The organism is Serratia plymuthica (assembly GCF_018336935.1).
In the GTDB taxonomy this organism is placed as follows: Bacteria; Pseudomonadota; Gammaproteobacteria; order Enterobacterales; family Enterobacteriaceae; genus Serratia; species Serratia plymuthica_B.
In genome coordinates, this window is the sequence record NZ_CP068771.1 from 1,422,164 (window position 1) to 1,437,676 (window position 15,513).

The 15,513-nt window shown below is 57.4% G+C and carries 14 protein-coding genes and 1 pseudogene; 8 read left to right on the forward strand and 7 right to left on the reverse strand.

Annotated features, from left to right (window positions below; all coding sequences use genetic code 11):
• The first annotated feature begins 19 nt into the window (after window positions 1-19).
• Window positions 20-1,447 (forward strand): purine-cytosine permease family protein, encoded by a 1,428-nt coding sequence (locus JK621_RS06740; RefSeq protein ID WP_212559150.1) that lies wholly within the window; start codon window positions 20-22, stop codon window positions 1,445-1,447.
• On the forward strand, window positions 1,447-2,262 hold the full coding sequence (locus JK621_RS06745) for a nitrilase family protein (RefSeq protein WP_212559151.1): 816 nt from the start codon (window positions 1,447-1,449) through the stop codon (window positions 2,260-2,262). Before JK621_RS06740 ends, JK621_RS06745 begins: the two co-directional genes overlap by 1 nt.
• A gap of 127 nt (window positions 2,263-2,389) precedes the next feature.
• Here JK621_RS06745 and JK621_RS06750 read toward each other — a convergent pair.
• Window positions 2,390-2,516, reverse strand: a pseudogene (locus tag JK621_RS06750) (hypothetical protein); the annotation flags it as partial.
• 231 nt (window positions 2,517-2,747) lie between these two features.
• Here JK621_RS06750 and JK621_RS06755 point away from each other — a divergent pair.
• The 4 genes from JK621_RS06755 to JK621_RS06770 all read left to right on the forward strand — a co-directional run bounded on the left by JK621_RS06755 (window position 2,748) and on the right by JK621_RS06770 (window position 7,467).
• Window positions 2,748-3,371, forward strand: coding sequence for a hypothetical protein (locus JK621_RS06755; RefSeq protein WP_212559152.1), 624 nt, complete (start codon window positions 2,748-2,750; stop codon window positions 3,369-3,371).
• 197 nt (window positions 3,372-3,568) lie between these two features.
• Window positions 3,569-4,237: a DUF1120 domain-containing protein gene (locus tag JK621_RS06760; RefSeq protein WP_212559153.1), complete on the forward strand. Its 669-nt coding sequence runs from the start codon at window positions 3,569-3,571 to the stop codon at window positions 4,235-4,237.
• Between the two features lie 123 nt (window positions 4,238-4,360).
• The gene (locus JK621_RS06765; protein WP_249337148.1) at window positions 4,361-6,712 is read left to right on the forward strand and encodes a fimbria/pilus outer membrane usher protein; all 2,352 of its coding nucleotides are present in this window, start codon (window positions 4,361-4,363) and stop codon (window positions 6,710-6,712) included.
• Window positions 6,713-6,723: 11 nt separating this feature from the next.
• Window positions 6,724-7,467, forward strand: coding sequence for a fimbria/pilus chaperone family protein (locus tag JK621_RS06770; protein ID WP_249337149.1), 744 nt, complete (start codon window positions 6,724-6,726; stop codon window positions 7,465-7,467).
• Window positions 7,468-7,529: 62 nt separating this feature from the next.
• Here JK621_RS06770 and JK621_RS06775 read toward each other — a convergent pair whose 3' ends face one another.
• Both JK621_RS06775 and JK621_RS06780 read right to left on the reverse strand, forming a co-directional pair.
• Window positions 7,530-8,510: a magnesium and cobalt transport protein CorA gene (locus JK621_RS06775; RefSeq protein WP_212559154.1), complete on the reverse strand. Its 981-nt coding sequence runs from the start codon at window positions 8,508-8,510 to the stop codon at window positions 7,530-7,532.
• Window positions 8,511-8,523: 13 nt separating this feature from the next.
• Window positions 8,524-8,943 (reverse strand): GNAT family N-acetyltransferase, encoded by a 420-nt coding sequence (locus JK621_RS06780; RefSeq protein ID WP_212559155.1) that lies wholly within the window; start codon window positions 8,941-8,943, stop codon window positions 8,524-8,526.
• Between the two features lie 132 nt (window positions 8,944-9,075).
• Between JK621_RS06780 and JK621_RS06785 the strand changes: the two genes are divergently transcribed.
• Window positions 9,076-10,185, forward strand: coding sequence for a PQQ-dependent sugar dehydrogenase (locus JK621_RS06785; RefSeq protein WP_212559156.1), 1,110 nt, complete (start codon window positions 9,076-9,078; stop codon window positions 10,183-10,185).
• 23 nt (window positions 10,186-10,208) lie between these two features.
• On the opposite strand, the gene JK621_RS06790 is transcribed toward JK621_RS06785, so the two are convergent.
• Both JK621_RS06790 and JK621_RS06795 read right to left on the reverse strand, forming a co-directional pair.
• Complete coding sequence (locus JK621_RS06790; RefSeq protein WP_212559157.1) at window positions 10,209-10,829, reverse strand: glutathione S-transferase family protein; 621 nt, start codon at window positions 10,827-10,829, stop codon at window positions 10,209-10,211.
• 102 nt (window positions 10,830-10,931) lie between these two features.
• Entirely contained in the window at window positions 10,932-11,588 is a 657-nt protein-coding gene (locus tag JK621_RS06795; protein WP_212559158.1) for an HAD family hydrolase, read from the reverse strand.
• A 293-nt stretch (window positions 11,589-11,881) separates the two neighbouring features.
• Here JK621_RS06795 and JK621_RS06800 point away from each other — a divergent pair, with 293 nt between their 5' ends.
• Window positions 11,882-12,904 carry an isopenicillin N synthase family dioxygenase gene (locus tag JK621_RS06800; protein ID WP_212559159.1) on the forward strand — a complete coding sequence of 341 codons (1,023 nt, stop codon included), beginning with the start codon at window positions 11,882-11,884 and terminating at the stop codon, window positions 12,902-12,904.
• 15 nt (window positions 12,905-12,919) lie between these two features.
• Here the strand turns inward: JK621_RS06800 and JK621_RS06805 are convergent, their stop codons facing one another.
• Both JK621_RS06805 and JK621_RS06810 read right to left on the reverse strand, forming a co-directional pair.
• Window positions 12,920-14,065, reverse strand: a complete 1,146-nt coding sequence (locus JK621_RS06805) for a trans-sulfuration enzyme family protein (RefSeq protein WP_212559160.1) — start codon at window positions 14,063-14,065, stop codon at window positions 12,920-12,922.
• Window positions 14,066-14,078: 13 nt separating this feature from the next.
• Window positions 14,079-15,446, reverse strand: coding sequence for a pyridoxal-phosphate dependent enzyme (locus JK621_RS06810; protein WP_212559161.1), 1,368 nt, complete (start codon window positions 15,444-15,446; stop codon window positions 14,079-14,081).
• Window positions 15,447-15,513 lie beyond the last annotated feature (67 nt).

The window sequence follows — 15,513 nt, forward strand, 5'->3', positions numbered from 1 at the left end:
ATAATAATGAGGAAGTTTCATGAGCAACGGCAACGAAGCGTCACGCCCGAAGATTGAAGTCCGTTCGATCGACTACGTTCCCCGTCGCGAGCGGCATGGCAAGGTTTGGCATCAGGCGCCTTTTTGGTTCACCGGTAACTTTGTCCTCACCACCATGGTGGTGGGGTTTACCGGACCGGCACTTGGCCTGGGGGCGGTTTATTCGATGCTGGCCATCGTCATCGGTGTCTGCTTCGGCACATTCTTCATGGCCTGCCATGCTAATCAGGGGCCGCGAATGGGGCTGCCGCAGATGATTCAATCACGCGCCCAGTTCGGCCTGCGTGGGGCTATCGTTCCTTTCACCGCCGTGGTGTTTGTCTACGTTGGTTTCAACGTTTTCAATGTGATTCTGGCGACCGATGCGATTAACACCGTTCTGCCGGGCCATCGTGTGCCCTGGTATCTGCTGCTGATTGTGGTCGCGGTGCTGCTGGCGATTGTTGGGCACGATCTGTTGCATACCGTACAGCGTTGGTTGACCTACGTGATGATGGCGGTGTTTGGTGTGCTTACCGTCAGCGCCGTGCTGAGCCTGCAAATGGACGCGGTTGCCGGTGGCGGTCATTTTTCATGGGCGGCGTTTCTGATCCAACTGTCAGCCGCTGCGGGATACCAAATCAGTTATGCAGTATACGTTTCCGATTATTCACGCTACTTGCCGCATGAAACTTCATCCGCCCGGGTGATTTTCTGGACTTACCTCGGCGCAGCGGGATCGGCACTTTGGTTGATGTCGCTGGGCGCATTCCTGGCTTCTGCTCTACCGACGCCGGATGCGATCGGCAGCGTTCGTCAGGTGGGGAATGCTTTTCATCCGGGTTTCGGGACCTTCGCCGTGTTGATCGCGGTACCGTCATTGGTTGGCATTATGGCCGTCAATTGTTATGGGGCGATGCTCACCAGTCTCAGCGCCATCGATGCCTTCCGCAAGGTTACGGCGACGCTCAGGTTGCGGATCATCGGCATTGGTGCGATTGCCGTGGTGGTGTTCGCCGTGGCTCTGGCGATCCCGCAAAGCTACCTCGTCAGCTTCAATACTTTCGTGCTGTTGATGCTGTATTTTCTGGTGCCCTGGACTGCGGTTAACCTGGTGGATTTTTACGTCGTGCGCAATGGTCACTATGCAATTGGCGAAATCTTCAATCCTGAAGGGATCTACGGCCACTGGGGCCGTCCCGGCCTGGTGGCTTATGTGATAGGTTTATTGGCGATGGTGCCATTTATGTCGCTGAGTTTTTACACCGGCCCGCTTGCTGCGGCTTTGGGCGGTGCGGATATCGCTTTCCTGATCGGTTTGCTGGTCGCCGGAGGGCTATATGTATTCATGTGCCGGACGCTTGATCTTGAGACTGAACGGCAGGTGGCGGTACATAATGAACGCTTGTTGGAAGGGGGGAAAGAGTGATGGGCAAGGCGATCGTAGCATGTTGCCAACTGGCGCCAAGGATCGGTGAGCCGGACTATAACCGACAGATCTCCACTCAGGCGATCCGTAACGCGGCACAGCGTGGAGCGAACATCATCGTATTGCCCGAACTGGTGAACAGCGGATACGTTTTTCAAGATCGGGCGGAGGCGGCGGCGCTCTCGGAGCCTTGCGACGGACCCAGCATCAGTTTGTGGGCGGCCCTGGCGCGGGAGCTTGATGTGGTTGTCGTCGCCGGTTTCTGCGAAACGCTGGGAGCTGGGCAGGTAGCAAATAGCTGTGTATTGATCGATGCGCGTGGTGTGCGTGCGGTTTATCGCAAAGTGCATCTGTGGCATGAGGAAAGTGCGATCTTTACTGCGGGCGATCAATCGCCGCCGGTTATCGAGACCCGTTTTGGGCAACTGTCCATGATGATTTGTTACGATCTCGAATTTCCCGAGTGGGTACGTTTGCCCGCGCTGTCTGGTGCACAACTGCTATGCGCGCCGGTAAATTGGCCGTCGGCACCGCCTCCGCAGGGAGAGCGGCCGGTTGAGGTGGTAAAGGTTCAGGCCAATGCTGCGGTTAACCGTCTGTTTATTGCGGTGAGCGATCGCTGCGGGAAGGAACGGGGCGTTGATTGGGTCGGGGGCTCAGTGATTGTCGATGCCGATGGTTATCCGCTGGCGGGGGCAGAAAGTTTACCTGGCGAAGGCATGCTTCTGGCCGAGATCGACCTGAGTGCTGCTGATGATAAACACATTGGCCGCTACAATCACGTGCACCGCGATCGGCGGCCGATGCTGTATTGAAACAGCGGGGCGGTCGATGATACCCGGCTGCCCCACCGATCGTATTCGTCGTCGCTTTCGATTTTCACCCGCACCATGTCGCCAACTTTCACGTCAGTGCTTGATGCGTTCCTGCGTGCGCTCTAGGCTTCATTAGCTTGAGGATTTTCGGGCTGGCGTGCTGCAGCGGAATATCCAGGTACGTCAGGATGTTGTCTTCTGCCATCAATGGGATCACGTCGTCCGCGTGCGGGAGGGTAGACGCAGTGCAAGCGCACCTGTAAAGCTCATTTATTTAATAAACCATTCTATTTTTATATATGTTTCTTTCTATTTATTTGTCTTGATGAAGAAAAAGGATGATGAATTCTTAAAGTTTCCAATTTATTTCAGGGTGAGGTTGGTATTCTGGATTTTTATTGTAATAATTTCCTGCTGTAGGTTCACGTAAATACGTTATTTATATCCGTGATGGATTAGCTCTTGATTATTCTCAGGGAAGATATGTGAAAAAATATATGAATATAAAATGTATGGCCGTGTTTTCCCTTCTAAGTTTCCCTATAGAGGCCAGTTGGGCGGGGGCTTCGGCAGTAGACATCCGGGTGGTTGGAACCTTGGCCGCGCCAGGTTGTTTTGTCGTTGCACCGAATAACGGCGTTTATGACTTAGGCACATTACCGGTCACATCAGGGAAGTCGACGAAAATCGCGTTGGCACCGCTTAGCCAAACCTGGCGCATTCAGTGTGAGGCGGAAACCTATTTAAAACTGCTGGCCACCGATAATCGCGCCGTTGTCGGGACATCGTCGGAACCGGCGAGCTACGGCCTTCTCGGGCGCAGTGGCGGCGAGGCGTTGGGGTATTACTATGTCGAGATCGCTAACGCCACGGTCAACGGAAAACCTGCACGGGTCTTGGCGCCAGGCGGCGGTGATTCTGCCCGTATGCGTTCGGGGCGCCCTATGGGATGGTGGCAGGGCGACGTGGCGCTGCACAGCGGCCGGCTGTTTAGTGCCGATATTACCGTTTACCCTTTTCTGACTGCCGCCGGTGCGGCTAAAAGCCGCGCATTAGAAGGTGAAACGGTGGACGGCTCTATGACGATAAGCTTTGAGTTTGGCCTGTAAGGCATCGTGATGCCCGGTGATTAAGAGGACAAATTGTTGGCACTGCTCGTTCAGCTCGGGCTCACTCTTTCTATCTTTGGTTGTTGGCAAGCAATTTTGTTGCTCTGGAATGGGAATTTTCCTTTGCAATAAATAAGGCAATGATATTGCCTTCTTTCGATGAGTCTAACCCTCGCCATGAATAATTGGCAGGAAGCGTGATTCTTTTTATCAAATATATGGAAATAATGAATATGAAAAATACTTTTTTGGGCGGCGCCATGCTGTCAGCCGTTTTTTTATCGATCAGCAGCGCATGGTCGGCACCGTCTATCGAGTTAAAAGTCACGGGGGCCTTTACTACACCGAGCTGTAATTTAGTGAACGGTAGTAGTGGCACCGTTGAGCTTGGCAAGATCTCCGTAACCGGTATCAAGCAAACAAGTGATACGGAGCTGGCTGCGGTGCCAATCGTCTTTGCGGTGACCTGCGACAGTGCGACTTTCCTCAGTTTCAAAACGGTAGATAACCGGGCGGGCACCGCCAGCACCGCCAATGACAGAAACTTTGGCCTCGGTGCGGTAAATGGTTCCGGTAAATTGGGCTATTACACGGTGGAGTTGATGCAGGCTCTAGTGGATGGTGTTTCCACCGGCACCTTTACAACGAAAGGCTCCACCTTCACGAGCATGCCAATCAACTATCTGCAACCGGGCGCTCGCACGGGCTGGAGCAGAGGGGATAACAATCAGGTCGGCGGTAAGTCATTTGCCGGCACGCTTCTGGTAAAACCTCATCTGGCATCAGAAAAAGCGATGAATGGCCCCATCACCGATCAGGCTAAGCTTGATGGTTCCGCGACCCTGGCGTTCAGCTACGGGATTTAAGCGCAATCTGCGCTCTGCAAAACTCGCGACGGGCTTCTCGTTCGTCTTGCTGGCTTGCCGGTAAGCGCTGCTGTATTGGGGGAGTTCTGCTCCCCCTTATTCGTTTTCTCGAGGACACCCCGTTTGCGGTTACGTTGGCTGGCCGTTTTGCTCTCTTGCGCCGTATTTAAAGGCATTTCAGCGGAAACGCACACGGCGTTTGATGTAAAAACCCTCATGGGTAGGGGGTATTCGTCCGATATCGCCGGTTTTTTTGATCGCGCACGTTTTTTGCCCGGGGTGCACGCCGTGACGATCGAGGTGAATGCAGCACAAACTTACGAGGCTGACATGCAGTTTGGCCAGGAAGGGCAACCTTGTATGGATGAGTCGCTGTTAATGATGATGAAGCTTTATCGTCGAGAGCTCCCTGCATCCTGTGTGGCGTTAGAAAGCCTGTGGCCGGAGGCGACAGTGAACGTCGAGCCCGGCAGATTTCGCGTTTTATTGACGGTGCCTGAACGTGCTTTTGATCCCGATCTGGCGAGTAATGAACAGCGGGGCGGTTACGCGGCCTTATTGAACTACGACCTGTTTGGTCAGCAATTTCGCAGTGGCTACAGTCAGCAAACCTCCTTGATGGGCACCTTTGAACCCGGCATCAACGTGGGCAATTGGGTGATCCGTAACCGCAGCCAGTTCTCTCGTGATGGTTATAGCAACCGTGTTGAATACCAGGAAACAGCGGCATGGCGCAGCATTGAACCCTGGTCGTCGGTACTGCAATTGGGTGAGTTTGGTGCTCGTGGCTCATTGTATAGCGGGCTGCCGTTACTTGGCGGCCAATTATTCACCGATGAAGGCCAGGTGACCTCCGGCCGTTGGCTGTTACCTATCCAGGGCGTGGCGCAGAGTAACGCCACGGTCGAAATACGCCAGCGCGGAAGAACGGTATACCGCACCCTGGTTCCGCCGGGGCCATTCAGCCTCAATAGCGGCGGGACGGTGATGCCAGGCGTCGAGGCGACGGTTGAGATCACCGAAGAGAATGGGCAAAAACAAAGTTTCCCGGTGAATATACCGGCAACGGGGGCCGGGGGAGGGCACGGCAGTTATCAACTTGGGATTGGGCGCTATCGCCGGTATCAGGCTGAACCGCCGCCGTCAGGCATTCCATTGTTATTGTTGGGGGAAAAAACATGGGCCGTCGGCCAGCGCCGGCAGGCCACGTTTGGCGGGCTGCTGGCGTCGAATTACCAGAATTTGGCATTACGTGGAGATATCTTTGAGGGCGAAAAAGGAAGCCTGTCGGCGTCCGCGTTGTCTTCGAATGGGCGTCAGCGGCGGGGGGGGCAGCTGGAGGGGCAAGGGCAAATCCAGCTCGGCGAGCGGCTTTCCCTGTCGCTCTTCTCTCTTTATCGAACTGAAAAATATCAGGATCCCGATGAGGCCTTGAGTTCGGCTTCCCTGGGCGGTAGGGACAGTTCCTCCCGGCTTCGCAGCGCCAGCGGATTGGCGATGTCGATATTTGTTCCGGAGTTGGGGGCGTTCAGCTATAGCCTGTCGCAGAACCGCTATTATCGCGGCCAGAGCAGCCTCATGCATATTGTGGGCGTAACCCGTTCCTTCGAGCGTACGACGTTAAGCCTCAATCTGCAGTCGTCCGCCAACGAACCGGCCGCGCTGTATGTCAGCCTCTCTTTACCGTTGGGAAGCGGGAGCCTCAGCAACCGTTTTCAGCGTTCTAAAAGTAATCGCAGTACGTTCGGGAGTCAGTACCAAAACGGGGGCAGCGAAAATTTCGACTATACGCTGGATACGAGCGCTGCGGATCAAGAACGCAGTGTGGGAGGGTCGTTAAATCTTAAAACGGCTTATGCCAGGTTGGCTGCTGGAGCCTCGCGTACCAATCAGGGGAGCAGCGCCTTTAATCTCTCGTCTTCGGGGGCGATGGCCTACGCCAACGGCGTTCTGGCGACATCACCGCAATGGATTGGGGACTCTCTGGCGGTAGTGAGCTTGCCGCGGCAGTCGGGGGTGCCCGTGACCGTTTCTGGCGGTTCCGGGGGAATAACGGATTTCTCCGGGGATGCCTTGTTGCCGGTCATTGAGCCTTACATGGATATTCAGGCCAACGTGAATACGCAAAAACTGCCGCTGAATGTGAGATTGGACAGCACGCACACGGCCTTCAGGGTGGCGCGAGGCTCCGTCGTCAAACGGCAGTTCAAAGTGACCGAGGTACGGCAGTTGCTGTTGACCGTGCGTACGGCCTCTGGTGCTTCCTTGCCTCAGGGGGCGGCGGTATACGATGAGGCGGGAGGATTTATGGGGACGTTAATTGGAGACGGCAACGTGATGCTGGTCAATGCCGATATCGGTAAAACACTGCGTCTGCGCGTCCCCAATCAGCCCGAATGCTTGTTGTCCTACCGGGTGCCGGAGGTATTCGATCCGGAGGCGTTGTATGAAGCGGAAGACGCTGTCTGCCGTTGAAGGAAGTTATTGTGGAAATCAAATGGATGTTAAGGGGCGTTATGAACGTAATAGCTGTGAAGACGATGGCGTCGCTCGTGAGGCGAATGAGGGAAATAGGTTGGATCTGTGGGCTGTTGTTGGTGATGACGCCGGCCTGGGGGGCATTTCAACTGGAAAGCACCGGCATCGTTTTGGAAGAAAAGGAGGGGAGGGTCAGTTTTACGATCCAAAATACCTCTCAGGCACCGATATTGTTGGCGAGCCAGGTTGAAGATTTGGATAACGCGGGTTTTAGCAAGAATGTGTTGCTCTCCCCCCCGATCACCCGCATTGAGCCGGGCCAGAGTCAACAAGTGAACTTTTTGCTGAAAAAGGGGAGCACGCTCACCCATGAGGTGATGTTGAAAGCGTCGTTCGAAGGCATCATGCAGGTGGTGGAAAATAGCGCCCAGATGCCGATACGTCAGAGCGTCAGTTTAATCATTCAGCCCGCCGCTGTCGCGATGACCGGGACGCCCTGGACGGATTTGAAAATCACGCGCGATCGGCAGGCATTGGTGTTGAGCAATACGGGCAAGCATGTGATTCGCTTTGCCCCTCAGCTCAAATTGAACCCTGGCGAGGGCTTTTTGCCACTGGACTCGCTTTATCTGATGGCGGGCGAAGCCCGGCGCGTGCCCGTCAATGGCTCACCGGTATCCATTGGCTTAACGCCACTGAGCCGTTATGGCGCCAGGCTGCCCGAAGTCACACTGCCGGTCAGTGTGGAATAAGATTGGTGAATTGACAGGTAACTTTCCATCGCTAACGGCGCCGACAAGCGCCGTTTTCCTGGTTACAGCCAGCCGGATTTCTTCAGTTTCTGATACAGGAAGAAACAGCCGGCGACGGTCACCCCGAGGGTGGCGTGGTAGGCCCAGGGGAATTTCAGCTCAGGCATGTCGGCAAAGTTCATGCCGTACAGGCTGAAAACCACTGTCGGGATCGCCAGGATCGCCCCCCAGCCCGCCAGGCGTTTCACCACTTCGTTCTGTTTGACGGTGACCAGCGCCAGGTTCACGTGCATCGCATTGGTCAGCATTTCGCGCATGTCGTCGATGTTGCTGACCACCTGACGTGCATGATCCTGAACGTCCCGCACGTAGGCACGCAGCTCCTTCGGGATCACCTCTTCATGCAGGCGAATGAGTTGGTTACAGATTTCGTCCATCGGCCACGCGGCATTGCGCAGCGCCAGCAGGTGCCGCCGTAGGGTATAGACGTTCTCGATGGCGGCCTGATCAAACTCCGATTTGAACATGTTGGCTTCGATGCCCTCGATGCTCGCCTCGAATTTGGCCACTACGGTGCGGTAGTTATCCACGATAAAATCCAGCACCGAATACAGCGCAAATCCGGGTCCGTGGCACAGCTGCTTCCGGTTCTCCTCCGCTTTGGCTCTGATAGGCGCATAGCTGGGTGACGCGCCATGGCGCACCGTGATCAAAAAGTTTTTACCCACGAAGAAGTGGGTTTCACCGTACTCGACTTCGTTCTCGCCCCACTGCGCGGTTTTGACCACGATAAACAACGAATCGCCGTAGGTTTCGAGCTTGGGCCGTTGGTGGGCGCACAGCGCATCCTCAATCGCCAGATCGTGCAGGCCAAACTCTTCCTGCACCTTGCGCATAAAGGCGTCCTCCGGCTGCCAAAGCCCGAGCCAGACGAAGGTGTCCGGCTGTTTGACCACCTCGCTGATGTCATCGATGGTCACTTCACCCAGCCGTTTACCGGCTTTGTACGCCACGCTGTTCACAACCATGGTTGCGGTTTCCATCAGGCCACCTGTTTTATTCAATAAGGGTTTTGGTGAGGAGATAACATTCATGCTCCACCGGGTAATTCTGTAGCGTCATCTGGAGTTGGTAGCCAAGTTTCTCGTAGAACGGCCGTGCCTGAAAACTGAAGGTATCTAAACGAACATAGCGACAACCGCGGGCGATAGCTTCCTGTTCGGCTGCCAGCAGCACTTGGCGCCCCAGCCCGGTGCCACGCTGCGAATCTGCCACCCATAACCAATCTACACTGAGCCAGTTACCCCAGGTCTCTGCGGTCAGCCCAGCCACGACCTGACCGGAAGCATCCCGGGTATAGACGCCAAGCGGTTTGCGCTGGCTGGGATCGATGTACGGGCTGTTGTGTGCCCGCAGACCTTGTCGGATGGCGTCAAGGGTGTCTTCACTGAGCGTATCGGTTACGGTGATATCCATGTTTCCTCCTGAGTAATCCGTTAACTTAAGCTCAGTTTGGCGAAAATTCAACATATTGAAATTTAAAACAAACGTCGGAATCGACCTGCTGGGCTACACTGAATGGGTCGGTTTTTTGTCCAGGAGGATGCCATGCCCCGATTGACCATGATGGCCGGTTTGCTGTTATTCAGTGGCCTGCTGCAGGCCGCACCGGCGGTAACGCAGTTGCAAGACAATCTGGAACACCCGTGGTCGCTGGCGTTTTTGCCCGGCGAGCAGGGGATGTTAATTACCGAACGGCCGGGGCGTTTGCGGCTATGGCAGCAGGGCAAAGGGCTGTCAGCGCCGATTACCGGCGTGCCGCAGGTGTATGCCGAAGGCCAGGGCGGCCTGTTGGACGTGCTGTTGGCGCCAGATTTTGCCGACAGCCGGCGGGTCTATCTCAGCTTTGCCGAGGCGGGTGATAACGGCAAGGCGGGCACCGCGGTGGGCTACGGGCGGTTGAGCGCCGACAACCGGCGGCTGGACGATTTCAGGGTGATTTTCCGCCAGCAGCCGAAGCTGTCGGTCGGCAACCATTTTGGCGGCAAGTTGGCGTTCGATCGTCAGGGCTATCTGTTTATCGCGTTGGGTGAAAATAACCAACGGCCGACCGCGCAGGATTTGGACAAGCTGCAGGGCAAGGTGGTGCGCTTAACGGCCGACGGCGCGGTACCGCCGGATAATCCGTTTGTCGGCCAGGCCGGCAAGCGGCCGGAAATCTGGTCTTATGGTCACCGTAACCCGCAAGGGCTGGCGCTGAACCCGTGGAGCGGAGCGCTCTGGGAGCACGAGCACGGCCCACGCGGCGGCGATGAGATCAACCTTCCCCGGGCGGGTAAAAATTACGGCTGGCCTATCGCCACCTACGGTATCAATTACTCCGGGTTAGCGATCCCGGAGGCGAAAGGGCAGCAGGTGGCGGGTACCGAACAGCCGCTGCATTTCTGGCAAGTGTCGCCGGGCATCAGCGGTATGGCGTTCTACAACGGCAGCCGTTTCCCGGAATGGCAGGGCTCGCTATTTATCGGTGCGCTGGCGCAGGAGGCCTTGATTCGTTTGACGTTGCAGGGGGACAAGGTGATCGCCGAACAGCGGTTGCTGGAGGATCGGGGGGAAAGGATCCGCGAGGTGCGGACCGGGCCGGATGGCTATATTTATCTGTTGACCGACGCGGATAACGGCAAGCTGTTGCGCGTCGGGCTGACGGAGAAATCGTAGCGCCCCACAGGGGCGCGCAACACTCAGGTTAACTCGCTCATCACGGCGCGTTGATAGGCCGGGCGTTCGGTCAACCGCTGGTACCAACGCTCCATGTTCGGGCGCGGACGGCGCTCAATCGGCATGGAGAACCAGGCGTAAGCAAAGCTGCCGAGCGGAATGTCGCCGAAACCCAGGGTTTCGCCGGACAGATAAGGCTGGCTGCCCAGAGTGGCTTCCACCACATCGAAGTGTTTTTCCAGCGTGGCGATCGCCGCTTCGATCTTCGCCATGTCGCGCAGTTCAGGTTTGGTGCGCACCAGGCCCCAGAACACGATGGAGAAGGACGCGACGATAGTGGAAGTGGTCCAGTCCATCCACTTCTCTGCGCTGGCGCGGGCTTGCAGATCCTGCGGGTAGAATGGCTCGCTGCCGAACTTCGCCGCCAGATAGCGTACGATGGTGTTCGATTCCCACAGCACGAAGTCGTCATCTTGCAGCAGCGGCACCAGGCCGTTCGGGTTTAATGAACGGTAGGCTTCCTCGTTCACCTTACCGAATGCGCCTCCGGCATTGATATGGGTGTAGCTCAACTCCAGCTCTGCGGCGCACCACAGCACTTTCCTGACATTATTTGAATTCTCACGACCCCAGATGGTCAGCATAGAGCGCCTCTTTAAGCTTCAGCGGATTAACGAACCTAAGCGATTATTCTTACGCTACAGTTTTGTTTTTGTCACACCCGAAAGGCATTTTTTGCCTGCTTTTCAGCGCTCCCAACGGCACACTTCCCAACCGTGCTCGGTCGCCAACGCATGCAGATCGCGGTCCGGGTTAATCACGGTAGCGCTGTCGACATATTCCAGCATCGCCTTGTCGTTCAGCGAGTCGCTGTAACCATGGCTGTGTTCGAAGCTCAGCTCCGGGTGTTCCGCCAGCCACTGTTTCAGGCGGATCACCTTGCCTTTCTGATAGGTCATGGTGCCGTAGGTGTTACCGGTGAAGCGCCCGTCTTCAACAGAGACGCCAATCGCCAGCGCTCCGTCGGCGCCGAGTTGTTCGGCAATAGGCGCGACCAGATGTTCGCCGGTGGCGGAAATGACCAGAATGCAGTCGCCGCGTTCGCGGTGCCACAGCAACCGCTCACGTGCGGCGGGATAAACCCGCGGCAGGATGTCGCGCCGGATATAGCGCTGTACCCAACCGGCCACCGTCTGGGTGCTTAAGCCGGCCAGCGGCGCCAGGGTGGCTTGCATGTAATCTTCCATGGACAGCTTGCCTTGGTAATAGAGCTGCATCAGTTGCTGTTCCTGCTGTTCCAGTTCCGCCGGCGCGAACCCTTGCGTAACCAGCCAGCGGATCCACAGGCTGGCGCTGTCATCATCAATCAGGGTCTCATCCAGGTCGAACAAGGCTAAATCCATCAATATTTCTCCGGCAGGCAGGGAGGGAAAGGGGGTTGCCTACAACAATAGCGGATACCCTAGGCCGCCAGCCAGTGGCGGCGACGAAATTGCGCAGAGCATAAGAAACTTTGATGACGGTTTTGCGTCACTTTGTTGAACCTTTGCATATCTTAGAACGCAACAATATTGGCTCGCCCGTCAGGCCGGGTGGTAACTATAGGGGCATGCACAGGCCATTCAGGAGCTGAAAATGTTGATAATTCGCCTTTATACCGGCCCGGTTTTTGTTGGGGATGACGAGGAACAGGATAATGACACCACCACTGACGCTGAAGACGCTGCCGCTGCTGGATCTTTCGCAGCTTGATGGTGACGCGCAGCAGCGGCAGGCATTTCTCGACGGCTTGCGCGCGGCAGCGCGTGATGTAGGTTTCTTTTATCTGCGCGGACACGGCGTCGATACCCGGCTGAATGCGCAACTGCAGCAGCGGGCAAGGCAGTTTTTCGCGCTACCGGAAGCGGACAAGCTGGCTGTGCAGATGGTGCATTCGCCGCATTTTCGCGGCTATAACCGCGCCGCAGCCGAGCTGACACGCGGCCAACCGGACTGGCGCGAGCAATTTGACATCGGTGCGGAACGCCCTGCGTTGCCACTGACCGAAGAAACGCCGCGCTGGGCGCGCTTGCAGGGGCCGAATCAATGGCCGGAGGCGTTGCCTGAGTTGAAACCGCTGCTGTTGCAGTGGCAGCAGGCGATGACCGACATGTCGTTGCGGTTACTGCGTGCCTTTGCGCTGGCGCTTTCGTTGCCTGAACAGGCGTTTGATACGCTCTACGGCGAGAAGCCGAATGAACATATCAAGCTGATTCGTTACCCGGGGCGCGAGTCGACCGCCAGCGGGCAAGGGGTTGGCGCCCATAAGGATTCCGGTTTTCTCAGCTTTTTGCTGCAGGACCGGCAGAAAGGTTTGCAGGTCGAAGTCAGCGAGGGGAACTGGGTCGACGCCGAGCCGCGCGAGGAGACCTTCGTGGTCAACATCGGCGAGCTGCTGGAGCTGGCGACCAACGGTTATTTGCGCGCTACGGTGCATCGGGTGGAGACACCGCCGGCGGGGAGCGATCGCTTGTCGATCGCCTTCTTCCTGGGGGCGCGGTTAGACGCCGTGGTGCCGTTGTATCAACTGCCTGCGCAACTGGCGGCAGAGGCACAGGGGCCGGCCAGCGATCCGCATAATCCGCTGTTCCGCGACGTGGGCTTTAACTATCTGAAGGGGCGGATCCGTTCCCACCCCGACGTGGCGCAGCGCCACTATCAGGATGTAATAGGGGCGTAACTGCCCCAGTTTCAGTTATTCCGCCAGCGCCTGTTGCAGATCCGCGATCAGATCTTCCGCATCCTCAATCCCCACCGACAAGCGCAGCAGTTGCGGCGTGATGCCGGTTTTCAGCCGTTGCTCCAGCGGGATCGACGCATGGGTCATGCTGAATGGCTGGCTGATCAGGCTTTCAACGCCGCCCAGGCTTTCCGCCAGGGTGAACAGCCGCGAACGTTTGATGACCCGGCGGGCAAAGGCGTCGTCGCCTTTCAGCCGGACCGAAATCATGCCGCCGAAACTGCTCATTTGCTTCGCCGCCAGCGCGTATTGCGGGTGGCTCGGCAGGCCCGGGTAGTAGACGTCCTCCACCTGCGGCTGGGTTTCCAGCCACTGGGCGATACGCAATGCGCTGTTGCTGTGGCGCTCCATGCGCAACGCCAACGTACGGATGCCGCGCAGCGTCAGGAAGCTGCTGAAGGGATCGAGGATGCCGCCCACGGCGTTCTGCAAGAAGCCCAGCTGTTCCGCCAGCGCCGCGTTATCGCCCACGGCGGCAACCCCGGCCACCACGTCGGAATGCCCGTTAAGGTATTTGGTGGCTGAATGCACCACCACATCGAACCCCAGCTCCAGCGGCCGCTGAATATAGGGTGAGGCGAAAGTGTTGTCCGCCACGCTGATCAACCCGTGTTTTTTGGCGATAGCGGCAATGGCGCTCAGATCGGCCAGCTTCAACAGCGGGTTGGTGGGCGTTTCCACCCAGATCATTTTGGTTTCCGGCTCTATCGCCTGTTCCAGCGCGGCGATGTCCGCCGGGGAAACATAGGTGACGCGTAAACCGGCGGTGCGGCTGCGTACTTTTTCCAGCAGGCGGTAGGTGCCGCCGTACAGATCGTCGACCGCTACCAGATGGCTGCCCTGATCGAGCAGCTCCAGCACCGTTGAACAGGCCGCCAGGCCGGAGGCAAAGGCGTAGCCGCGGCTGCCGCCTTCCAGTTCGGCGATGGCGCTTTCCAGCGCGGTGCGCGTCGGGTTGGCGCTGCGTGAATATTCGTAGCCGCTGTGCTCGCCCGGCGCCGGTTGGGCGTAGGTCGAGGTGGCGTAGATAGCCGGCATCACTGCGCCGGTGGCGTCCGGGGTATATCCGGCATGAACGGTCAACGTATCGAACTTGGCCATACAATAATCCTTATTAGCGTAATTTTTGGCGCCAGGCGTTAAGCACGTCTGTCCGGGTAATCAGGCCGAGGAAGCGCTCGCCATCGAGCACCACCGCAACGTGGCCGTGATTGAAGGTGGCGAGCAAATCCTGATAGCTGGCCTCTTTTTGCAAGGTGTTGACGGATTGGGTCATGGCGCGGGTGGCCGGCAGGCTAAAGTGGCTGGCGTCCGCCTGAACCGCATTGAGCAGATCCCACTCATCGATCAGGCCGACCACGCGATCGCCTTCCAGCACCGGCAATTGCGAAATATCATATAGCCGCATGCGGGCATGAACGATCGCCAGGGTATCTTCCGGCGCGGCCGACACCGCCGCACCTTCATCGTGGCGGTAGGCGATCAGATCGCGCAGATCGCCATGCTGCGGCTTGCTCAGCAAGCCTTGTTCCAGCATCCAGTGATCGTTATACATTTTAGACAGATATTTGTTGCCGCTGTCGCAGACGAAGGTGACCACGCGTTTCGGCTCGGTCTGCGCCCGGCAATAGCGTAACGCGGCGGCTAAAAGCGTACCGGTGGACGAGCCAGCCAACACGCCTTCTTTGCGCAGCAGATCGCGCGCGGTGGCGAAGGCTTCGGCGTCGCCGATGCGGTAGGCGTTACGCACCTGATCGAAGTCGCTCAGCGGCGGAATGAAATCTTCGCCGATGCCTTCCACCAGCCAGCTGCCGGCTTCGCCGATCTGGCCGCTATCGAGATAATCCGCCAGGATCGAACCGGCAGGGTCGGCCAACACAAACTCGGTTTGCGGCGATACGTCGGCAAAATACCGGCTCAGGCCGCCCAGCGTACCGCCGGAACCGACGCCGACCACGATGGCGTCCACCCGGTTCTCCATTTGTTGCCACAGCTCCGGCGCGGTAGTGCGGGTATGGGCTGCCGGGTTGGCCGGGTTGTTGAACTGATCGATATAGAACGCGCCGGGGATCTCATCCGCCAGCCGTTTGGCGTAATCCTGATAGTAAGCCGGGTGGCCTTTGCCCACGTCCGAACGCGTCAGCACCACTTCGACCCCCAGCGCACGCAGATGGAAAATCTTCTCGCGGCTCATCTTGTCCGGCACCACCAGCAGCAGTTTATAGCCCTTCAGGGCCGCCACCAGCGCCAGCCCCAGGCCGGTATTGCCGGCGGTGGCTTCAATGATGGTGCCGCCGGGCAGCAGGCTGCCGTCGCGCTCGGCCTGTTCGATCATCGACAACGCCACGCGATCCTTGATCGAACCGCCGGGGTTTTGGTTTTCCAGCTTGACGAACAGCCGGCAGGGGCCGGTATCGAACTGGGTCAGTTCCAGCATCGGGGTATTGCCGATCATGTCGATGACGGAGTGCGGTATTGCCATGAGTAATCTCCAGGATAATTCGGTTTAAAAACCGTTATCTGGATGATAGCGCTGTGAATAAGCGCAT